At 40.9% G+C, this 24296-nt stretch carries 11 protein-coding genes and 4 pseudogenes; 7 read left to right on the top strand and 8 right to left on the bottom strand.

From position 1 onward, the window contains the following. Positions 1-638 precede the first annotated feature (638 nt). A complete protein-coding gene (locus AB4405_RS20905) occupies positions 639-2831 on the top strand; it encodes a glycoside hydrolase family 3 C-terminal domain-containing protein (protein WP_198593158.1) in 2193 nt (730 codons plus the stop codon). Positions 2832-3263: 432 nt separating this feature from the next. Here AB4405_RS20905 and AB4405_RS20910 read toward each other — a convergent pair whose 3' ends face one another. From AB4405_RS20910 to AB4405_RS20920, 3 genes are all read right to left on the bottom strand, one after another. Next, a complete protein-coding gene (locus AB4405_RS20910) occupies positions 3264-3590 on the bottom strand; it encodes a transposase (RefSeq protein WP_372062682.1) in 327 nt (108 codons plus the stop codon). A gap of 251 nt (positions 3591-3841) precedes the next feature. After that, a complete protein-coding gene (locus AB4405_RS20915) occupies positions 3842-4102 on the bottom strand; it encodes a hypothetical protein (protein WP_372062683.1) in 261 nt (86 codons plus the stop codon). Positions 4103-4131: 29 nt separating this feature from the next. After that, the gene (locus tag AB4405_RS20920; RefSeq protein WP_372062684.1) at positions 4132-4632 is read right to left on the bottom strand and encodes a transposase; all 501 of its coding nucleotides are present in this window, start codon (positions 4630-4632) and stop codon (positions 4132-4134) included. A gap of 298 nt (positions 4633-4930) precedes the next feature. Between AB4405_RS20920 and AB4405_RS20925 the strand changes: the two genes are divergently transcribed. Together AB4405_RS20925 and AB4405_RS20930 are read left to right on the top strand one after the other, a co-directional pair. Further along, positions 4931-7306 (top strand): alkaline phosphatase D family protein, encoded by a 2376-nt coding sequence (locus AB4405_RS20925; RefSeq protein WP_372062685.1) that lies wholly within the window; start codon positions 4931-4933, stop codon positions 7304-7306. A gap of 900 nt (positions 7307-8206) precedes the next feature. Continuing rightward, a pseudogene (locus tag AB4405_RS20930) lies at positions 8207-9415 on the top strand (IS256 family transposase). Between the two features lie 115 nt (positions 9416-9530). Here the strand turns inward: AB4405_RS20930 and AB4405_RS20935 are convergent. Beyond that, entirely contained in the window at positions 9531-11465 is a 1935-nt protein-coding gene (locus tag AB4405_RS20935) for a beta-agarase (RefSeq protein ID WP_102469057.1), read from the bottom strand. Between the two features lie 495 nt (positions 11466-11960). Here AB4405_RS20935 and AB4405_RS20940 point away from each other — a divergent pair. Continuing rightward, positions 11961-13136: pseudogene (locus AB4405_RS20940) on the top strand (IS3 family transposase). 330 nt (positions 13137-13466) lie between these two features. Further along, positions 13467-14324 (top strand): annotated as a pseudogene (locus tag AB4405_RS20945) (hypothetical protein); the annotation flags it as partial. Positions 14325-14794: 470 nt separating this feature from the next. Here the strand turns inward: AB4405_RS20945 and AB4405_RS20950 are convergent. Both AB4405_RS20950 and AB4405_RS20955 read right to left on the bottom strand, forming a co-directional pair. Next, positions 14795-16900 carry an agarase gene (locus AB4405_RS20950; protein WP_102469055.1) on the bottom strand — a complete coding sequence of 702 codons (2106 nt, stop codon included), beginning with the start codon at positions 16898-16900 and terminating at the stop codon, positions 14795-14797. Positions 16901-16999: 99 nt separating this feature from the next. Further along, on the bottom strand, positions 17000-17245 hold the full coding sequence (locus AB4405_RS20955; protein WP_133148222.1) for a hypothetical protein: 246 nt from the start codon (positions 17243-17245) through the stop codon (positions 17000-17002). A 728-nt stretch (positions 17246-17973) separates the two neighbouring features. Here AB4405_RS20955 and AB4405_RS20960 point away from each other — a divergent pair. Continuing rightward, positions 17974-20355, top strand: a complete 2382-nt coding sequence (locus tag AB4405_RS20960; protein WP_372062686.1) for an alkaline phosphatase D family protein — start codon at positions 17974-17976, stop codon at positions 20353-20355. A 363-nt stretch (positions 20356-20718) separates the two neighbouring features. Then, on the top strand, positions 20719-20958 hold the full coding sequence (locus AB4405_RS20965) for a hypothetical protein (protein ID WP_133148221.1): 240 nt from the start codon (positions 20719-20721) through the stop codon (positions 20956-20958). A 674-nt stretch (positions 20959-21632) separates the two neighbouring features. Here the strand turns inward: AB4405_RS20965 and AB4405_RS20970 are convergent. Further along, positions 21633-23987, bottom strand: a complete 2355-nt coding sequence (locus tag AB4405_RS20970; RefSeq protein ID WP_372062687.1) for a beta-galactosidase — start codon at positions 23985-23987, stop codon at positions 21633-21635. A gap of 170 nt (positions 23988-24157) precedes the next feature. Next, positions 24158-24296, bottom strand: a pseudogene (locus tag AB4405_RS20975) (IS5/IS1182 family transposase); the annotation flags it as partial.

Below are 24296 nucleotides of genomic sequence, written 5' to 3' on the forward strand. Positions count from 1 at the left end.
CATGAAAAAGACAAAATCAATATTTTGATCAAAACGGCTTCTCTCTAACGGCGGCAGAGATACAAACACCCGATCTAATCGTTGCCTGTCACTTTATCTTTGTGTGACAAAAGTGAAATAAAAGCCAAACCACAATATGTGGTGCACACAACTAACAAACCAAAACCGTCTCTTCGTCATCTCCACCTCTAAAAAACATAAATGCTAATCAATAGGCCGAGGATACTTATCCGAACATTAATCACTCACTTTAAACGTTTTGGAAGCAGTTACTATTTTGGCCACCTTATTAATTTACCAATTCAAACATTTGGTGATGCGCATAATGAATCGCTCTAGGTGCTTAATCATAAAATAAAGCGTTATGTCAACTGACACGAATTCTGCAACATGCTAACTTTTTAAAGTAAACTCACAAAAAGCGTTCCAATAACAACTCTGAATTGGGAACAAGCAAAAAAGTGCAGTGTTGCTCTTATTCTACCAACTACATTTCCCCAGATAACGACCAAGCTCACAATAATTATTTACAGCAAAGCGATTGTAAAAATATCAATATACGTTGACATATAATTACTATAGTTTAACCAATAATGATACAGGGTTAACCAAAACAAGTTATTATTAGGAATGAATTAATGAATATCTTAAAAAAATCAATTGCTTTTATCAGCATGGGAACAGCTTGTGTTTCAGCTCAGGAAATTGACCTGTCTTTTCAGAATCATAGACTGCCAATTGACCAACGAACTGAAATTTTAGTATCACAAATGACACTAGAGGAGAAAGTCAGCCAGTTACTTAACGATGCTCCCGCTATTCAGCGGCTTGAGGTCCCGTCATACAATTGGTGGAATGAGGCGCTACACGGAGTAGCTCGAAATGGTAAAGCCACAATCTTTCCTCAAGCCATTGGTTTAGCAGCTACTTTTGATACCAATTTGGCAAAAGAAGTCGCTAGTGCCATATCTACCGAAGCCAGAGCCAAGTTCTCGATTTCTCAATCTATGGGTAACCATAGCCAATATGCGGGATTAACTTTCTGGACGCCCAATGTAAATATCTTCAGAGATCCACGTTGGGGCCGCGGGCAAGAGACTTATGGTGAAGACCCATTCTTAACTTCACAAATCGGCATCGCTTTTGTACAAGGCTTGCAAGGTGACAATCCCGATTACCTAAAGTCTGCTGCAACAGCAAAACATTACGCAGTACACTCGGGACCAGAAGCCTCTCGACATCATTTTAACGCAATACCAAGTCAACAAGACCTTTATGAAACCTACTTACCAGCTTTTGAAGCCCTAGTTAAAGATGCCAATGTTGAAACGGTGATGGCCGCTTACAACGCCGTTTTTGATGTGCCTGCCAACGCCAGTCACTTCCTGATCCAAGACATATTGAGAGGTCAATGGGGGTTTGACGGCCATGTTGTCTCAGATTGTGGGGCGATCCACGGCATATTCGAAAAACTCAAGTACAAAAAAAACGCTGCTGAAGCATCTGCAGTCGCCTTAAAAGCTGGGGTTGAACTAAACTGTGGTTACAGCTATCACCACCTCACAGAGGCGGTTGAACAAGGTTTGGTCACTGAAGAGCTTATAACCCAACGTGCAGAGCAACTATTTAAGACACGCTTTAAACTAGGCATGTTCGATGCTGATCAAAGCAATAACCCATACAACCAAATTCCTCCATCGGTGATCAACAGCAAAGAACACCGAGAACTGGCACGTAAAGTTGCACAAAAGTCCATCGTTCTATTGAAAAACGACAACAATATTCTGCCGCTATCAAAAGACATTAAAATACCGTATGTTACCGGTCCTTTTGCCAATTCAGCCGATATGCTTATGGGCAACTACTACGGTATTAGCCCTAATTTAGTCACGATATTAGGCGGGATCTCAGAAGCCGTTTCACTTGGCACCTCCCTCAACTATCGTAGTGGTGCATTGCCTTTTAATGATAACTTAAACCCGAAAAACTGGGCGCCAAATGTTGCAGCTAGTGCTGATGTCACCATCGCCGTAGTAGGCTTAAGTGCAGATTTTGAAGGAGAAGAGGTTGATGCTATCGCTTCTGCAAATATTGGCGATAAAAAAGACCTAAAACTTCCACAAAACCAGATTAATTATCTTCATCAAATCATAGAGAAAAAGAAAGGTCCGCTAATTTTAGTGGTCGCTAGTGGCAGCCCAGTTTCTCTTGAAGGTATCGAAGAGCACGCCGATGCTATTCTTCAAATTTGGTACCCTGGTGAACAAGGCGGCACCGCTGTAGCCGATGTGCTATTTGGTGATGTATCTCCATCGGGCCACCTACCAATCACTTTCCCGAAAAACGTAGCTCAGCTTCCAGATTACGAAGACTATGCGATGCAGGGGCGAACTTATAAATACATGACCAAAGAGCCAATGTTCCCATTTGGTTTTGGTTTAACGTACTCTGAAACCGACTTCAAACAATTAACCCTTAACGCTAACGAGCTAAGTCAAAACGATTCACTACAGGTGCAAATTGAAGTAGAAAATATTGGCAGCTACGATATTGAAGAAGTTGTTCAACTTTACATTAGCCCTGAAAAAGTAACAGATAATCTACCTCAAACTAGTTTAAAAGGTTTCCAGCGGATAGCTCTTAAACAAGGAGAGAAAAAAATGGTGACCTTTACTGTCGCCCCTGAACAACTAAAAGTGGTCAACTCGAACGGCGAGAGAATCTGGAGGACAGGGGGCTATCAAGTTTTGGTCGGTAACTCATCCCCTAGCCCCGTCAGTGAACGCCTTGGCGCAGCGACACCGAAAACGAAGACGATTAAACTAATCTAACCTTTTAGCTCCATTCCAAAAGCTAGCGTTGTCCAAAGGTTCTATAACCATAGAGCCTTTGGAGTTTCTTATTCTTTAATAATTAGCGGCTATTACGATACCTATCAACACCTTAAGCATATGAGGAAATAACACGTAATCAGCTTAATTAAAAATGGAGCGTCCTAAAACCGTTTTAATATAATTCATTGTATTAAAAATACAATGTTACGAATGCCTTTTACGGATGCGTTGTATCGGCATTTTTCAAGCTAGCAGTCACGACTTGACTAATTATCAAGCAGCTTCTTTTGCTAGGTTCAGGTGAACTTTTCTGATTGGTTCTCAGTTGCGTATTTTTCCTAACCATCGTGCTGGTTTTGCTTGGCGAGGTGCCATCAACACCTTTGCTCCTTTCCTTAAAATCTCAGCATCCTTTCCACTATGTCTCTCTCAAGGTGTCACGTAATTCAGGCGACTATGTTTATGCTCTGTGTTGCGCCAGATTACAAAGTTTTCTACGCAAGAACGGTTTTGTTCAATGCTTTCAAACCCCTTTGGTGGCCAAATCGGGGCATATTTCAGCGTTCGAAACAGTGACTCTACATACGGATTGTCGTCGCTCACTCGAGGACTACTGTAAAATGAAGTAATGCCAAGCTCCTCCATTTTTGCTTTGAACATCAACGATTTCTTTGGCGCACCATTATCTGAGTGCAGCACCAATGCTGATGAGCATTGTTCCCGTATCAGCGTGCGCTGAAGCAGTTGAGATGCCATCTCTCCACACTCTCGGTCATAGACGTCATACCCGACAACTTTTCGACTATATATGTCTTCAATTAGTTAAAGATCATAATGTTGCCCAAGAAGACCTGAAGGTAGATACGTAATATCCCAAGTAAATACCTGATTTGGACCTGTCACTGTGTAGCTTGTTGGTTTCGATGGTTTTTGGGCTACGTTGACGGCCCCTACGGTTAGGTTGTCCTGCCGCTTTTAACACAAAAACTGGCTTCAAACGCAATATACTAGCCTTTATCCAGCAGTATTGGCATTATTTGGATTGGCGGTAAACTGGCATACTCGGGCGCATTACTAATATCAATAATATCTTGCCATTCGTGCTCAGACAGCTTATTAACAGGCTTGGGTCTTATCGACGTAAGTCGCTCATCAGCTTGTACCTTACCGCGCTGATACCAGCGGCGGTAAGTCCGTAAATCTATCTCAGCTTCGTTGCACGCACGTTCTAAGCGACTGCCGCTATGACATGCTTCATGGATGAGCACAACGATATTTTGCCTCTCTTCGGTTGAGGTTAGTAGTCCTCAAACTCTTCCTCACAAAAGGTCCTCAGCTTTTTTCTTAGCACCAACAAGGCTGCCGATTCCGCTAATGCTTTCTCTTTAACGCGAAACTCGTTTTTTAATTCTTTGATTTCATGCTTATCGGCTTTAGCTTGTTTCTTTGTCTCGGCTTCACCCTCCTTCGATGGCATGAACCCCTGCATACTTTCGCTGCGCCACTGCTGGACTTCTTCTGGGTACAATCCGTTTTCACGACAGTACTGGCTGAACTCGTTTTCTGTCATAGAAAACGTCGCAGGAACAATAGCTAACTTAGTTTGCGCAGACCAATGCTCTGAAGGGGTATGACTGTTTGCTACAACAGCTCCTGATTCTCGAAGTTGTTTACGCCAATAATACAGTGTTGCATCACTGATGCCTTCTTCTGTTGCTACTTCGGTCAAAAAGCGAGAGTGCGGGGACAACAACTTTTTCAATACTGCTTCTTTTCTTTCTTGTGAGTAACGAGACATATTACCTCTGTAACCGCCCCGCTAATTGATTAATTTTTAACAGTGACAACTAGCCAGGCACAGGGGGATACAAAGCGCCTGAGAAATCATTACGCCGAACAACCTTCAGAAGCACGGGGATAATATAACCAACTAATTTACATATATATTTACACTTATATCCTCATTCATTCACAAAATCTTGCCTTTATACTGTAATTCAATCGCCTGCTCACAAAACTCATCGATATAGATATCAACCAAAGTAAATATTGGTTAGTCTGTATGCACAAATTGTTTACCTTAAGGGATATTTCTTATGAGCTTTGGTGTTTCAAGACGTAATATTTTAAAAGTAGCTGGCGCTAGTTTGGTAGTCGGAGGCCTTTCTGGAAATAGCAGCAGCAGCTTTGCATCCACTAGTGAAAAACAAACAAACACTTTAGTTGATCTCAAAGACAGTTGGCAAAATACTCACGATAGAATCTGGATTGGAGGTAGCTACTGGGCTAATCCAATGGAAGACTGGATGATAAAAGATGGTGGTGTAGAAGTATTAAGCCTTGGTGGAAACCGAAGCGTGCACTTACTTACTCATCAATTGACGACTCCAACCGCAGGTTTCGAGATGTCAGTCATTGTCAAACGAGTTGATATTCAGCCACAAGATGGCGGTGCAGGTTTTCGTATTGGTGCACGAAGTGAGCTAAATGATTACCGCAGTAACTGTTTTGTACAAAAAGGCTTTGATGCTCTTTACACTAAAGACCAACTCATTTTAGGTAATAACTCAGTAAAACTTAATGCGACCACCACAGATGAATCTATCGTTCTTCACTTAAAGGCAACCGCGGTTGCAGGTGCAGTAACAGTTACATTAACAGCAAAAACACTCAACAATGATAAAGTACTTGGCACTATAAACGCTATCGCATCTAATGATGAACTGCTTGGTAACGTAGCAGTGGTCAGTAATGCGAATATCGTATCAACGTATGGCAATATTATTCCTAAAGAGCATCAAGGCTGCCGCTACCGTTTCGAAAATTGGCAAATTAAAGGTACGGCATTTACGGTTGAAGAATCTCATCGCTTTGGGCCTATTTTATGGAGTATGTATACGCTAAACAACTCGCGCAGCGAACGTGGGCACATACTGAAAATGACCGCCCTTGTTGGTCCTATTGGCAATCATGACAACCAAATTGTTTCTTTACAACTTCTTCTCGATGGTGAATGGAAGACAGCTTCAGAAGCGACCATTAACACTGAAGGTTGGTTTGCCAATTTCGAAATTGATAATTGGAACCCGGCTCAAACAACTTCGTATCGTATTGTCTACCCAGAGAAACACAAAGATGGTAGTGAATCAATTGATGTTTGGCCAGGAGAGATCCAAGCAGAGCCTAAAGGACGCCCACTGCGAATGGCAGCGTTTACTTGTCAAAATGACTATGCCTACCCTTACGCACCGTTAACCAAAAACGTTGAGGCTCTAACGCCCGATCTATTGTTCTTTTCTGGTGACCAACTTTATGAAAGCCATGGGGGTTTTGGGGTCGTTCGTTCACCAGACGACAAAGCAATTCTTAACTATTTGAGAAAGTACTATCAATTCGGTTGGGTATTTAGAAAATCAATGAGCCTGGCACCTACGGTTTGTATTCCTGATGACCACGATATTCTCCAAGGCAACTTCTGGGGTGAAGGTGGTGTGGAAATGAAAAATCCGGAAAGGGACCCTAGTGCTTCGGTATTGACCGGATACATTCATTCACCGCGCTTTGTAAATATTGTGCACGATACTCATACATCTCATCACCCAACTCCTTACAATTCAACACCAATTGAGGCGAAAAATGGGATTTCGGCGTACTTTGGTGAGCTACTGTATAGTAATGTCAGCTTCGCGGTTCTTTCAGATCGCCAGTTCAAGAGTGGGCCAGATCGTGTAGACGCACTTGTAGGCATTACAGGAAGAGATGAAGAGCCATTGTATGTTAACTCTTCTCTGGATAAGGAAGGACTAGAGTTACTGGGTCCAACTCAAGAAACATTCCTATCCGAATGGAGTGAGCAATGGAATCAACACACACTCAAAGCACTACTAAGTCAAACTGTATTTGCTAGCCTTGCGACACATAACGGAGGCCCAGATAAGTATCTAAAATATGACTTTGATGGTAATGCTTGGCCGGCGTCTGCTCGTGACAGAGCCATAAATATAGTTAGAGACTCAATGGCACTTCATATTTGCGGTGACACCCATCTTGCCTCTATCTCTCAATATGGCGTAGAGAAACAACGTGATTCGAACTGGGCTTTCTGTGTACCTGCTATTGCAGCAGGTTGGCAACGTTATTGGCTTCCAGAATCAGTAGGCATCGCAACAGACAACCCACCAGCGCATGGTCTCCCACATACTGGCGAGTCAATCGACGCTTTTGGTACAAAAAACTACGTTTATGCTGTAGCAAACCCTGTTGTTGGTAAATCAACAAACCGATATGTTAAAGCACAAGAAAAAGGTAGTGGATTTGGTTTCATTGAATTTGATACAGATAAGCGCACATATCACTGTACCGCTTATCGCTTCTTAGCTGATGTTACCAACCCCGAACTTGACAATATTTACGAAGGGTGGCCCGTTACCATTGAACAAAAAGAGAACGGCGGAGACAATGTCATTAGTTAAACAGCTTGTCATTTACACTAAACTTTATTGTTAATGGTACTATGTCGACCGTTTAAGTAAATTTTGCGCCAACCTATAAAATCCCTAATCATTTCGTGATAAGGGATTTTTAAGTTGGCGCAAAAGCCTTTTTATCGTTTAGGTAACGTTGTTCCTTTAATTCGGTTATCAATACAAATCTCATGATCCAATCTCAGTTTCAGAAAAAACTATTCGCCCTGACTCTACTCAACATTTTCCGCCTATTCTTTTCACATAGGTCGCTAATTATCAGCAAACTGCGATTTGCACCAAATTTTGACGTTGAAGCAATCAAATTAGCAACAGATAAAGCCTATTCTGCCGCGGAAGTATAAGATCGATTAGGCTTAACTTTACGACCAGAGTCACGAAAAGCACTGGAATATAAGCGGCTTCTTGCACTTATCCGTTCATCTTATGATGTAAGCTTCAGTGTTTATAGCTATTACCTAATCGCCCTCAGCTTAAAAGAAATCGTAAACATTTCTGTAAAATCGTGTTTATTTGATCATGAAAGCCTGAGAAACCTGGATAATAAAGCTCGCAGCACAGTATTACGCCCTCTGGCAGGATAGTTGTCACTGTTAAACTTTAACCAGTTTTGGCGATAAAGAGTAATTGTGTCTCGTATCTCAGTAGAAAGAAAAGGAGCTATATTGAAGAAGTTGCAGCCTCCATATCCGATATCAGTTAAAGTGCAGTGATATGCCAAGCACAGATAGCAAAAACTATCATCGACCAAGATACCGACTATTTACTTGCGCTTAAAATTAATCTGGGGAAATAATGAAAAGCAGTAGAGCAGGCTTTAAAAAGAGCCTGTAATTTGAATTGTGTATCTACTTATAATTAAGCCAGTCATGACTAAGAATAAGCAATATGAATAAGAAAGCTTTAGAAGCCTTCGCTCGCGAAGCCGCTAATTCAATTAAGACTCCTTCGGATCTTGATGACTTCAGGAAGAGGTTAACCAAGGTGACGGTCGAGATAGCTTTAAATGTTGAACTTGATGATCACTTTTGGCTACGAAAAACACTCACCGACCAACGATAGTAACAGTCGAAATGGCTACTCTTCTAAACGCCTAATTACTGACGATGTTGAGATCCAGCTAGAAATCCCTCCTGACCGTGACGCGTCCTTTGAACCTAGGCTCGTTCGTAAGCATCAAACTCGGTTCCAATCGATAGACGACAAGATCTTAAGCTTGTATGCCAAAGGAATGTCTACCCGAGAAATCGTCGCAACCTTCAAAGCAATGTACGATGCTGATATCTGCGCAAGTCTAATATATGAAGTCACTGATGCTGTTTTAGAACAAGTTGTTGAGTGGCAAGTTCGCCCTCTTGATTCGGTTTATCCCATCGTTTACCTAAACTGCATTGTTGTGAAGGTGCACCAAAATAAGCAAGTCATCAACAAAGCTATTTACCTTGCTCTCGGCGTCAATATGGAAGGTCAGAAAGAACTTCTTGGGATGTGGATGTCCGAAATTGAAGGGGCAAAGTTCTGGCTCAGTGTACTTACAGAGCGTCAAAATCGTTGTGTTAAGATATCCTCATCGCTTGTGTTGATGACCTCAAGAGCTTTCCTGATGCCATCAATACCGTTTATCCAAAAACTCAAACCCAGCTCTGTATCATACTCATAGTACGAAACTCAATGAAATACGTTCCGTGGAAAGACTACAAGATCATTACCTTAGACTTAAAGGAAATCTATCAAGCTACAACTGAAGATGAAACTCTGTTGGCGCTAGAGCACTTTGGTGATAAGTGGGATGAAAAGTACCCTCAAATCAGTCGCTCATGGACGGCTCATTGGGATAATCTCAATACTCTGTTCAGCTACCCTCAAGATATCCGTAGAGCTATTTATACAACGAACGCGATTGAATCTCTGAACAGCGTGATCAGAAAAGCGACCAAGAAACGTAAACTGTTCCCGACAGATGAATCGGCTAGAAAGGTGGTGTACCTAGTGATAATGGATGCTTCCAAGAGGTGGACAATGCCAATCCATCACTGTAAGCAAGCTTTAAACCGTTTTATGATTATGTTCGAAGATCGACTAACTGAATACTTGTAACCGAGAGCAGTTACACTGAATTATTTACAGGGTCTGAAAGGCAGTAGAGCAGGCTTTAAAAAGCAACGAAGTTCAAAGCAAAGGTAACCCTTCGCTTTGAACTAAACCAATAATATTATCGCTTATCTAGCTTAAGAATATCAGAACTATACTCGAAAGTTTGTAGTGTCGTACTAGTTACAAAACCTCCTTGGTCTGGGAAGGTAATTGCAATCTTATTATTTTTTCTTAGGAGTGAATTGGGTACATCAATTTCTAACATATTAAAGAACTGAGGCCTATTTTTCTGATCATCACCAGAATACTTCACTGGTAGATCTAACTTAGTACCATTGAATGTAACGACTGGCTCTTTTGAGCTGCGGTGTTGACGTCCAAAGCTCATCCGAAGTACCGCTGCACCAAATTCGTTTGTTTCAACATCATTGATGTTGAAGTTAATCGATTCATTCGTCTTGATCGCTTGATGATAACTTGTTGCATAGTACTTGCGCTCTACCGATTTTTCTTCAATTTCAATTGGATTCTTAAATACATACTCAAAAATCATAGAGGCTTCTGGATGGATAGCTATTTTATCAGGCATTTCGTTGTATGATGTCTCTGTCAACGTGATATCACCATCAACATTATGTAGGTGCTTTATCTTAAGGCTTTCGAATTCCGCCCCTTGCACATTAACTAAGTTAACTGATACTTCTGCTGGCTTGTTCAACAGGTTACTCACCGCAACATATGCTTTTTTACCGTCTACGTAACTATCCACCAAAACATCTTTATCAATGGATTTCGTGTCGACACGCGTACCATTTACCTCCGACCACAATTCGTAGAACTTAATAATATCGGTGTAAACATAATGACTCCCAATCTCTCCCTTCTTCTCATCGTTATGACGCATCAAACGCCATGGGTAATTCCGCCCTTCCTCACCGTGCCATTCTGCCTTAGTCAAACTAAACGGAATCGCTTTAAGTATCTGATTGGGCTTAGCCATAAACTGAATCATCATAGGACTAAACGATTTCATCGTCTGCCAGTCATTTCTAGCTGACCAGGTCTCTTTCTCTGTTTTGTGGTCACGACCGCCATATTCGGAAATCATAAATGGCTTCACTTCACCCAACTTTAGATATTGATATTGCTCCATCATATCCATGGTGGCTTCAATTCGACCACCACGGAAGTTCACTTCACCTCCATCTCGACCTAAATAACCAAAGTCATAAAGATGAATTGACATAAAGTCCATATACTCGCCACTGGTGTCGATAAACAACTTCATACGTTCATCCCAACGCTTAAAATTTCGATCATCGAACCATGGGAATGCGGTGGTGTAACCGCCGATCATAACAGAATCATCATCGACGTATTTACGGAACGATTCTGCCACTTCATTGTGATAAATAAAGGTGTCTACTGGGTCGTTACCATGCACGGTTACTAGTTCATAGAGTGGTTCGTTCAGAATTTCAACATACTTAGGACGTTTGTGCCCCTTAGCCGGCAATTCACCTTCCTCACGATAAAAATCGTTAAGGAATCGTCCCATAAATTCTCCGACCGCATCAGTATTCTTAAACGTCCACCCTCCTTTCCCTTTGTGCTCACCTATCCAAAACTGGTGTGTTTGGCCACCAATCATCGCATCAAAACGGTCATCGTATTGGTGATGTCTTACCAGTTTTTCACCATAGTTTTTTATACGGTGGCTTTCACCAAGTTCCGCCATACTCTGCGGATCTGCGTAACCTGGTCTATTTGGATCTTGCTCTACCATGGTTGCGTGAAGCGGCATAGTACCGTTATCACGACCAAAATAAACATCCAAATTGTCAAGCAAATATCTAAGTTTTATATCCTCGCCTTCCCAATCAGGCTCGGTTATTTTTGAGTGCATTACGATATACTTACTACGATCAAATTCAGAAATACCGCCAACTTCATGCTTAACATTCAGATCAACATACACCTGGGAACTGGCAAAAGCGTAACCTGAGAGAAATATGGCATTCGCAATAAAAAGTGTTTTTGACGCAACCTTCATATAATCTGTCCTTAATTTTTTATTTTTACATTGTTTAAAATACAACAGCCTTCATTGGATACAGAGTTCCGTCACTTTAAATCAATAACTTATTAGTGATGATATATGAAGCTTTCCAACCACAAAAATCATCCCCCCCCCCAGGAAAGAATAAGAGCTCGGTTAGATAAGCTAAATTATGTTGATCCAACTAATATTTCAGTGTTTGGGTTCAAACACCTGAATCTGTTCCAGAACCACCAGACCAATCTATATACTCAACGCAAAAAAGGCAAACCAAAACTCATTTTTTGTTAACCAAAGCACTAATAAAGCCCTTTTGTGATCTTGTGATACTTTTACACAGACAATCACCGTGACTATTATTTTTTAGGGCAGGATCGAACTTTAGCTGTTGAAGATAAGAAACTTTATATTTTAATGTGTAGTGGCATAGTTAATTTGGCCACCTAGTTAGCGGTGATATCATCACCTCATAAGTTAACAGGTGAAATTATGACGAAACGTACAAGACGACTTTTTAGCGCCGAATTCAAACTAGAGGCTTCACAGTCAGTTCTCGACCAAAACCATTCCGTGGCTGAAGCGGCTCAAGCCATGAATGTGGGCAAATCCACTATGGATAAATGGGTTCGCAAGCTAAAAGAAGAGCGCCAAGGAAAAACACCTAAAGCAGCTCCAATAACGCCTGAACAAATTGAAATACGAGAGCTTAAAAAGAAGTTAGCTCGTTTTGAGGAGCATAATGAAATATAAAAAAAAGCAACCGCTCTCTTGATGTCGGACTCGTTGACAATTCTCGATAATTGAGAAACTCAAGCAGAGCATAGCATAACAACACTCTGTAAAGTGTTCGGTATTCATCGCAGCAGCTATAAATATTGGCGAGAAAGACCTTCGGTTATCAATACAGAAAAGGTCAAGATTCGCTGTCTGGTCAGCGAAAGCCAAGCTGCAAGTAAAGGCTCTGCGGGTGCTCGAACCATCGCAAGCATTGTGACAAACCAAGGTATAAATCTGAGTCGATATCGAGCGACGAAGGTAATGAAAGAGCTAGGCCTAATGAGTTGCCAGTTGCCTAAACATAAATACAGAAAAGCATCGCAGGAGCATATAGAGATACCAAATCACCTTAACCGCCAGTTCGCTGTTGCTAAACCAAATGAGGTTTGGGTTGGTGATGTTACTTATGTTTGGACAGGTAGCCTCTGGATGTATTTAGCTGTTGTTATAGATCTATTTGCTCGAAAAACGATTGGCTGGGCAATGTCACTATCACCAGATAGCCGGTTAACTGGTAAGGCTCTTTCGATGGCCTATGAGGCTCGAGGTAAACCGCAAGAAGTCATGTTCCATAGCGATCAAGGAACTCACTATACAAGCAAAAGATACCGCCAATTACTGTGGCGCTATCAAATTAAACAAAGCTTATCTCGTCGTGGAAACTGTTGGGATAATAGCCCAATGGAGCGATTTTTTAAAAGTTTAAAGACCGAGTAGATCCCGACGGTAGGTTATCGTAGCTTTATTGAGGCTCAGAAAAAAATTACACGAATCATAATTCAATATTACTGTCAGCTCAGGCCTCACCAATATAATGGCGGACTGACACCAAATGAGTCAGAACGATTGTTCTGGTTAAACTCTAAGATCATGGCCAATATTAGTTGACCACTACACCTGTACTATATTGATGTACTCGAACAATAGAACCACCTAAGAAGCCCTATCCATAATCTGATATCCTTAATAATCTATTGAAAAGTTTGACCAAAATATCTTTACTTAACCAAAGATTAAAACGCCTACAGACACTACTCTATTCGCCAAATTCTGGATACAAATCTCGCTATGGAATACTCGTTCTCATTCGGTACGAGCATTCCTTAAAAAGCCATTCCGCTCTCATACTTATCATTCATTTCAACAAGCACTCAAATAAAACAACGTAACCCAACAATTCAGCTACAATTTAAACGTTATTACAAAGGGAGTTATTTTATGTATCGTTTTATTTTGAAGATTGTTATTTTACTTATAACGTCATTAAGCGTTTCTAGTGTCGCTGCCGGAACAATTACAGCCAAAGAGATGTCCAACAAAGAGAAAGCAATCGCCGTTGTTTCTAGTATCGAAACTGGTGACCAGTCCGCTATTGCTTACATTAATCCCGCTTATTATATCCAGCACAATCTTGCCGTTGAAGATGGGTTAGAAGGTTTCGGCAAAGTGCTAAATTCTTTGCCGAAAGGTTCTGCCAAAGCAAAAGTCATACGAGCAGCAGAAGATGGCGATTATGTATTTCTCCACACTGATTATAACTTCTTTGGTCCCAAAGCAGGGTTTGATATTTTTCGCTTTGAGGATGGATTGATCGTTGAACATTGGGATAACTTACAAGAATTAACCGGAAAGAATCCAAGTGGACGCACTCAGCTAGACGGCTCGACAGAAATTATTGATGTCGACCAAACGCAAGAAAACAAAGCACTCGTCGCAGATTTTATTGACACTATCTTGATTCAAGGTGATATGAGCAAAATTGATATGTTTGTCAACAGCGCTCCGGAAGATTTCTTGCAACATAATTCGATGGTCGGAGACGGCCTTGAGGGGCTAAGTAACGCAATGAAAGCCTTAGCCGAAGCAGGCACCCCTATGGTGTATTCCACTAGTCATAAAATATTGGGTGAGGGTAGTTTTATTTTGGCGGTAAGCGAAGGTACTTTTATGGGAAAACATACGTCCTTTTACGACCTTTTTAGGGTTGAAAATGGTAAAATCGTGGAACATTGGGACACGTTAGAAACCATACTAAGTAAAGACCAACGGAAAAATGACAACGGTAAATTTGGCTTCACTTCTGATTACGTCGTCGAAGTGGCGACATTTGATTTAAGAGATGGTGTAAGTGCCGAACAATTTATGCCTCTTGATACAGCAGTTGAAGACAGTCATGTATCAAAACAACCTGGTTTTATTTCGCGAAAAGCCGGTATGTCTAACAAAGGTTATTGGCGAGTGATCGTTCACTGGGAGTCTTTAGAAGATGCTGAAGCATCGATGGCGAGCTTTATGAAAGCTCCTGCTGCCGCTAAATTTATGCAAGATGCCAATACATCGACGATGATTATGCGACGATATAGACATTAGAGAATACGATTAAGGGTTAACATTTCGTCGCTATTTAAAAAGCTTACAGCCGTTCACTATTGTTGGTTTTCTATCAGAATACTTTGAGACGATAAGTCAACGTAAGCACAACCTTAAAACGATTACTGTGCGATAATAATATACAGTCGCACAGTAATCAAAGGGAACGATATATTTTACTGTGTTCTCGTCCTTACTAGCTCTCGAGAACTATCAAATACCTGTAAAGTCATTGATGATACGTAACCTCCGTTATCATTAAACTTGACTTCTATCTTGTTGTTAACGTTAATATCAGCCAGTTCAACAGGAACTTCAATTAAACCAAAGAAACTATTGCGACCTTTGCCATCCAAATATTGGTCATCACCACGAAAATCCTCTGGTACTTCGATCACTTTGCCATTCAGAGTCAACGTTGGTTGTAGTGTTTTACCAAAGTCGCGACCGATCCCCATGCGAAGAACTGCTTCCCCGTTATTGCCAAGTTGAACATTATCAATGTCGAATGTAATTGGCTGATTAGCATTAATGCTTTGCTTATAAGTATCAGCATAGTACTTAGTTTCTTCATTAGTTTCGATAATAGCAACATCAGAAGCAAACGTAAGTTCTAACACCATTGTAGAATTAGCACTCAAATTAATAGTATCGGGGAGTGAATATGTTTCTTCGATAAGACCTCGCTCAACGCCGCCAAAACTACGCTGCAGGAAGTGCTTGATCTTCACGCTATCTATCACATTACCATCTAATCCAAGTGTATTTAGTGCGAGTTCATGGTTATTAAAATCTAAACTGTTCAAAATAATATAAGCCTTAGAGTCAGTAACATAAGCGTCAACCTGAATGTCTGCAGCTGAAGACCATGTATCAACTCTTGTACCTTGAACATCTTTCCACAATTCATAAAAATAAATCATGTCACTGTAAACCCACTTACCGGTAGGACTTGCAGGCTCATCTGCTTGTCGCATTAGACGAGATTCATATGGTATGTTGTCTCCCAGTCGCCCCCATTCACCTTTAACAACGATAAAAGGTAGTGCTTTCAAAATTTGGTCCGGACGTTCCATAAAACTCATCAACATAGCATTGAAAGAGACTACGTTTTCCCAGTCAGAAGAACGCTCCCACGGATTGTTTTTCGTCGTATGGACTTGAGCTCCATATTCAGAAATAATCATTGGTTTAGGCGCACCAAATTTTTGATATGTGTATTGCTCTAACATATCAAGTGTTGCTTCTAGATTTCCACCTCGGCGATATCGTTGCGAATTTTGAAAAGCTGGAAAATCGTATAGGTGCAAAGACAAGAAATCCATTTTCTGTCCCGCAATGTCGATGAAAGATTTATCTCGATCTTCCCAACGTTGAAAGTTATCTTCTTCAAAATTTGGAAATGCAGCCGTATAACCACCAATAAGTGCGTCTGGATTCGCTTTCAGAACCTCAACGGCAACCGCGTTGTGAAATTCGAATATTTTATGTGTTTTTGCTAACTTCTCAGCATCACTTAAATTAGTGTCATCAACTAAATCGTACAAAGGTTCATTCATTACCTCAACAAAACTAGGTTTAGGTTCACCTGCATCCGCACTTGTTGAAGATGCATCGAAGAAAGACTTTAAGTATTGGCCCATATAATGACCAGTAGCCGTACCTAAAGGTTCTTGAACAGTATCAGTCTGAGAAAATGACCATGGTGTGATATCACCTAATGAGTTGATCTTAGTTCCATCTGGCCAGTAAGGGTGTTGCTGCGCAGCGATAATCACATCGGTTGAGCGATGCCAATGTTGACGACCTTTTTCAAACTTTATATTTGCACCGGTAAGAAATTGGTTTTTAGTCACGCCACCTCGATTAGTCATTGAAGTCTCATCAACAAAACCAGACTTTACCGAATCTTCTTCAACATTGCGAAGCTCCCAAGAAATAGCACCTGTGTTTCGGCCAAGATAGACATCATAGCTATCTAAAAAGTCGGTAATTAAATCATCAGAATCGTTTGATGCACCATTATTGGCGTCATGCCATTCATTTTCAAGTAATGAAGCATGGATACCGATAAACTTACGACGGTCAAATGTTTCAATTCCACCTACTACATGCTTCATATCAAAGTTTATGTCGACTTGAGTTCCCGTAAAAATTGGCGGGTTCGGGGGGTCGATCTCTGGTGGTGGCGTAACTGGTGTATCACCACCATCACCACCACCACACCCTGCAAGCCCGAAAGCAGTAGCGATAAGAAGAAGCAGACTATTTTTTTTTATCATTGTATTACTCTCTCTAAAAATTGGGATAAACTAATCTAAAAATTCAATTGGCTACCCATTGCATCCTTTGCGCCTGTTGTATAGCACGTTAATAATGCTCTACATAGGGTCGTGACAACTATATTGACAACTTGGTCCAAATCCATGGTTGCTATCTTTATTTGGGTTTGGGGGAATGTCGTACGCATCTAACCTGTTGTTAAGACGCTCATCAACGACCTCAACATCCAAAATATTCTTTTCTGAAGTATTTCTTTGAGGTTCCGCTTTTCCACCAAAATTAACAAAAACAGCGATAACCAAAATAAAAAACGTAGTCTTTAATAAACCTATCTTTTTCTTCATCGCTACTTCCCCACATCCAAAAGGCATATTGTGTTTCTCTACTCATCGAAACCACTTTCTATTTGATAGCAATCTAAGGTTAACCAAAGTCATGCTTTGGACAATCAATAGCACAAATACTATAGACAAATACAAATATGGTCCAGAAAATCGCCGTACATGAGTACTGAACTGTGATGCAGTAATCAATATTATCATTATTTAAAATGGACTTAATGCCTCGACACTTCATAGAAAAAGATGACCTAAAGTTAAAGGCCGTTCGCTATGCTCCTATTTATTGACATTGACGCACAACTGCCAACTATGAGAGGTGTTTTCTATCCGTTAGTTTGGTAAATACTCCCAAAAAATAACAATTTAAGCTATGCCTCTATAATTGAGAGAGATGAATAGTGCTGTTTCTGTTGACACTGACAGATAAATAAAATTGAACATCGAAACATTTATATAAGGTACAAAACGCCTAAACAGAAAAACCACCTATGCCGTCAAGAACCAATATAGACGGATCTATTGGTTTTCCAATAACGTGTTACGTTAAAGGCAATCAAGGGATTCTCCCACAACCACCTAGATATCGTCATCGTTCACCGCACCAATTGGTTAACTTATTTGCCTTTTTATGCCTACAAAGGCAAACCAAATCACATTTTTAAATCATTCTTCTGTTTCTAAAATACAATTCTGTTATTTTTAAGGCAACTCATGAACAAGGAATCATTATCATGTCAAGTGAAATCACAAGACGACATACTCTCAAACTGCTAGGTTCTAGCTTAGTCGCTGGCAGTGTTGTAGGGTGTCAAAGTACTGCTATTCCCAAAGCGGCAGCAAATCCCGAAAAGACGCATACTGTAAAACCATTGAAAGATAACTGGGGTAACACCCATGACCGTATCTGGATAGGGAAAGAGTATTGGGCAAACCCAATGGAAGATTGGGAAATCAAAGACGGTGGCGTAGAAGTCAACAGCTTTGGTGGGAGCCGCAGTGTTCACTCTCTAACGCATCAATTGACAAACCCAGTAGAGGGCTTTGACGTAAGCGTTGTTGTACATCGAGTCGAAAAAACTAAGAAAGACGGCGGTGGTGGCATAAGGCTCGGTGCACGAAGCGATGTTAATGACTATCGTAGTAACTGTTTTATAGAGCGTGGTTATGATGCTGGTATCCTTGGGCAAGAGTTAGTGCTTGGAAGAGCTCGCACTCGTTTAAAAGAAAATGTCGATAATAAAGACGTTATATTAAAACTAAATGGCCAACAAGTCGCTGGCGCGATGACTCTTAAGTTAGAAGCGTTCTTAAAAGAGAGTGGCGAGTCCATTGGTAAACTAACTGATATTACTTCTAATGACAAAATTAAAGGTAATATCGGGGTCATCAGCAACTTTAATATCAAGTCAACGTGGGGGCCTGCACCTAATGCTGAAGGGCGTGGGGCGCGATACAGGTTTACCAACTTTGAGCTGAATGGTGGCGCTTTTTCTGCCAATGAAGACCAACGCTTTGGTCCAATTCTGTGGTCAATGTATACTCTGAACAACACACGAACAAGCGAAGGCTATGTATTAAAATTGAGCGTGCTCACTGGTCCTATGGGTGAGCAAGACAGTCAACAAGTCGAGCTGCAAGTCAAAGACGGCGATAAGTGGGTCTCTTATGGAAACGCTCCATTAGATCCACTTGGTTGGGTCGCAACCTTCAGAATTCCAAATTGGGATCAGGACAGTGAGCGTGAATTTAGAGCAGTATATTTTGAAAAGCATAAAGATGGCACTGAAACACCAGATATATGGACAGGTTTAATTCGCTCTGAACCAAAAGGAAAAAAATTAAACATGGCGGCGTTTACTTGTCAAAATGACTACGCCTTCCCCTATGCGCCTTTAGAGAAAAATGTCAGAACATTAAACCCGGATATTGCGTACTTCTCTGGTGACCAGCTGTATGAAAGCCATGGTGGATTTGGTATTGTTCGCGCACCAGAAAATAAAGCTATCTTAAATTACCTTCGTAAATATTACCAATTTGGTTGGGCATTTAGAGAGATAATGAAAGACCGACCAACCATTTGCATCCCTGATGACCATGATGTTTTACAAGGAAACTTGTGGGGTGAAGGTGGTGCTATGATGAAGAATCCAGAAAAAGATCCGAGTGCGTCAATTACCCCTGGATATATTCAAACACCAGCCTTTATAAATACTGTTCATAAAACCCATGCATCACATCATCCAGAAGCTTATAACGCATCGCCTGATGAGGCGGTCAATGAAGTTACAGCATACTTTGGAGATATGGTATACGCGAATGTTAGCTTTGCTATTTTATCAGATAGACAATTTAAGAGTGGCCCTGATCGTGTAGGTGCTATTCATGGTGCAACGGGTCATGATGAAGATCCACTCTTTATCAATAAAGACCTTGATAAAGAAGGCTTGCAACTTTTGGGGCCAACCCAAGAAACGTTCTTGAAAGGTTGGAGTAAAGACTGGAACGACCATGCGCTAAAAGCAGTATTAAGCCAAACGATTTTTGCGAACATCAACACCCACAATGGACGAATTAACCGTTACATGAAGTATGACTTTGATGGTTGTGGTTGGCCTGTGTCAGGTCGTAACCGAGCGGTCGATATCATGAGAGATGCAATGGCACTGCATATTGCAGGCGATACGCACTTAGCAACGCTATCTCAATACGGACTCGATAAGCAACGCGATAGTAGTTGGGTATTTGCTGTACCTGCTATTGGAGCAGGTTGGCAGCGTTTTTGGTTCCCAGAGAAAGTAGGCATACCACTTACTAACGTCCCTCAACATGGTTTACCGGATACAGGAGAGTGCTTAGACTCCTTTGGCTCGTTAAACTATGTTTATGCTGTAGCGAACCCTGTCAAGCCTAAAGGTAGAAACCGTTACGTACGAGCTCAAGAAAAAGGTAGTGGGTTTGGTATGATTGAGTTCAACACGGAAGCATTAACGTATGAGTGTACCGCCTATCGATTCCTTGCTGATGTGACCGATCCAAAAGCGGACAACATCTACGCAGGTTGGCCCGTCACCATTCAACAAAAAGAAAATAAAGGCGATAACGTAGTTAGTTAGTTATCTAACCCCACCTAAGATAGATTAAAACGCCCAATAAACTTCAATTGGGCGTTTTCAATTTGTCTCATTTAAACATCGACTCTTGCACGGATTATCATCGACCTCATTGTTTACGATCCTATCAGTCAATCATCTATTTCGAATAACCTTACCAAAATTTCACCACCATTTTGCAACCTGCCGAGCGACACTTATACACGTAAATAGTGACGACTGTGCCCCCTATTCACAATCGTCTTAGGCTGACTGTCAGTATTTTGGCCAAATGCCACTTGCTTGATATGATAGCGACCTTAACCTGTATAAAATCGACGGCGGCCGTAATTAGAAACTGGAGTTCACGCCAACGATACTCAAGTATTGGAACATGTTCATCCAAATTATGCCTGCCGTCAATGCGATCAAACGAAAGACAACAGCCATATCGCTCAAAAACCAACACCGATAAACCTTATTTCTCAGAGCATCGCGGCTAAAGCTTGCCTGACTGCCTCTGCCAACATCATTTTTGGCAAATACAAACACACGATACTACTTTATTACCAAGAATCCTCGTTTGCTCAATCGGGTACGAGCTATCCCCCACCATCATTGCTATAAAGAGTGATCCAAATCAGCGAGAAGTTCATACTCCGCTGCATGCCGCGTTGAAAGAGCACCTATTTAACTAAGAGCGGATGAAACATTGCTTAATGTACTTAAGGAGGATAGCAATGCCATATATGACTGTACTACCCAGGGCGAATCGCCTGAGGTGGCGTTAACAATGTGAAGAATATCGTGTTTTACCGACCACCGCATTATTGGAGGCTATTATGGCGGTCTACAAACGGATAGTTATCCCGCTCATGTTAGGTGCAAGTTCATGACCGAGCTGACGAAAATGAACCCTGATATCGATGTTCTATTACGTTGGTTCTTCAAACACTGACAAAATCGCCCCGTGGTTTTATGGGCGCTTACTATTTACTTTGACATTGATCAGCTAAGGTTGCGAAAAACATCTTTTCCTGCTGATTAGACTATTACAGTAATATGGGTGGGGGTGTGGTAGAGCAGCGTCGCTGAATCGATTTAAGCTAGATTGCAGATAAAACCCACAGCAGAGACTATCTAAATATGGTTTTATTTAATTATGGTACATGAGAAGTGACACTCGCTTCTTGTAAGTAAGCTTTTTCTTATCATTATGGAGTAATCAAGTAAATAATGAGATTAGGTATGGCTAAAATAGAACTAAAAAGCCCTCAAAATAACTCTTGAGGGCGTAAATACTAGTTCAAATCTCCATATCGGCGTTCATATAAAGAGGTGTGAAATTCTTTTGCTGCATCGACTAGTTCTTGATAAGGCGTATCTGTGATAGTGACAAAGCCATTATTGTAATTTTCTCCATCCCAGGCTCGTCCAGTGACTGGTGAATCTAGATACTGGAACCAATGTGCACCAACGAAATAAGGATTGTTGGCAATACTTTTCATGTAATGCTTAAACATGTCTGCACGCCACTGTTGTGACTCACCGTTGATACCTCCCGGATGAAACATTCCAGAATCCATCGCACCAAATGAAAACTCTCCTATAAAAGCGGGTAAATCATATTCAGCTAATTTACTCCAATCTCCCTTCGACTCAAGATCGTAGGCGTAGTGATTAAACGACATGACATCTACGTAATGACTTGCCGCTGTCACAGATTCTGGTGTGAGCCCCCAATCAGCAAATCGGGAACCCAAAAAGAGATGATTTGGCAGCACAGCATTGAGTTCTTTATCTACGATATTAAAGAAAGTATTCGCATGCATCGTTAAAAATAACGAGAAATCCTCTTTAATAGTATCCGTATATTCGCCATTGAAGTTAAAGCCACCAGCGAGCTCCTCCCACGAAGAAAATTGAGTACCCCATGCAGAATTTAGTGCTTTGATATCGGAATATTTACTTTCTAAAGCTGTCATATAAGCGGCTTTTGCAGAGCTTTGTTTTGCATCTAAACGCAACATACCAATCGTTATTAGGTAGTGGCCAGCTTCCGTACCTTTTTTCCCCCAGCTGAGTTCATTTTCAACGAAAACCCCAATACACCATGGAGAGTCAGCGACATCTTTTGCTATATCCTTAGCCATTGAACGAACAGAAAGTTGAAACTGAGGGTCAAATGGGTCATGCATTGCGCCCCAGAAATCATTGTCTGTCGGAATTCTTTGATGATCACCAACAATCCATCCATGAGCCGTATATGGCACTTTTGTATTAGAGTAGTACTCAGTGTCAGACCAATTACCCAACGAGGTGAAGCCCCAATCCATCATGCGAGATAAAACGACATCTTGCCACGTTTTGACGGCATCACTAAAGGAATCAGGTGCAAATTTACGCTGTAGGTTAGCAGCATAAAATGAGAATACCTCGCCATGATTAAGTGGTCCATCATGAATCATATCACTGTATTGGTATGACTGAGATAGTGAATCATTATAATCAGGAAGCCAACTAAACATGTTATGACGCAGTTCCGCTTTGTTTACACGTTCGCCTTTCCTTTCAAGGTAAGGGATCGATGATATTTCGCTTGGGCTAGAGTTAGAGGTTTGTGGTTCTTCATAGTTAGCAAAAGCGATACCCGTAGTGGTATAAGTGTCATTAAGGCGAATGTTATCTAACCCTGTTGCAAAATAAAGATAGCCTTCTGGATCAACAAGCGCCCATTTCCCATCTATTTTCTGAGTTCTAAAATAGCCTGTATTTTCAACTTTAGGACCTTTCTTCCAACCACCAAATTTTGAGCGATCGCTCATTAACTTTACATTTTTTACTAATTTAAGATCTTCTTTTGCACGTTGTTGCAATTGCTTATCGCTGTGCACCTTCTCTTTCCAGTCCGAACCCGTATATTGACCATATTGGTCAACAACATTTTCAAACCGTTTAGTGTTTACTGCTAAGTTAGGAAGTAGTGACATACTTGATATTTCGAAACTGGCTTCATTTTGAGGGCTATACTGATATAAACGTACACTTGTAATATTACTAATGTCCAGTTCGGTTTCTCCCCAAGCAAAGCCCATTTGTTGTGCTTGACCTGGTTTACGTGGTGGCATACCACGCATACCTTCGTTAAAATGTTTATCTAAACTCTTTAACGTAAAGTAATACATACCTTTATCATTAGGAGAAAGCTGAACGTAACCCGTTCTACTACGTATTGAACCATTTGGATTAACACCATCGTCGACACGTATGTATAGCTGAGTCGGTTTTTCTCCTGTATAAGCTAAATCAATGCCGAGCGCAATATCTCCATATTCACTCCAATCCCATGGTTCAGGCGCTGAAAAAACGACACCAGGGAAAGTCGGACCAACACTAGAGCTAACTTGTAAGATTTTCTTGCTGTTTCGTTCTACTAACTCAATTTCTGAACCATTATGGCTTTCAATCACATCAAGATTGCCATCATTGAAATCGATAACCGAGGCGACAATACCTTCAGCGCTGTTGACTACCAACAATTTGGTGCTTTGATTTTCTGCCGTTGGTGATTTAGCTATGACATTTGCGTAAACATTTGTGCCACTTAAAATAATACCTGAAATAATTACAGATAAAGCCGATTTTCGTAATTTCACTGTAAACTCCTTGATTTTATATTGCGAAATGAACATTGGACCATTGACCCTGCAATATAGATTAACCAATAATACAAATAGGTTATACTATTGTTTGTCGGAATTGTGATGAATTAGAGGCTTTGTTTCCTAATTGGATCTCAGATAGAAACTGCCAATATGGATGATTATTAGGCTATTTCTATCGTTTTAGGCATACCTAACCCTGTGAGCTTATTCAACGCTTTAATCATGGCGTAGGTTTCACCAACCTGAGCATTATAGTTTCTTAAACTTAATCGCCCACCAAACAGTGTCTTTACACGGAAC

The organism is Vibrio sp. 10N.261.51.F12 (genome assembly GCF_041471725.1).
In the GTDB taxonomy this organism is placed as follows: Bacteria; Pseudomonadota; Gammaproteobacteria; order Enterobacterales; family Vibrionaceae; genus Vibrio.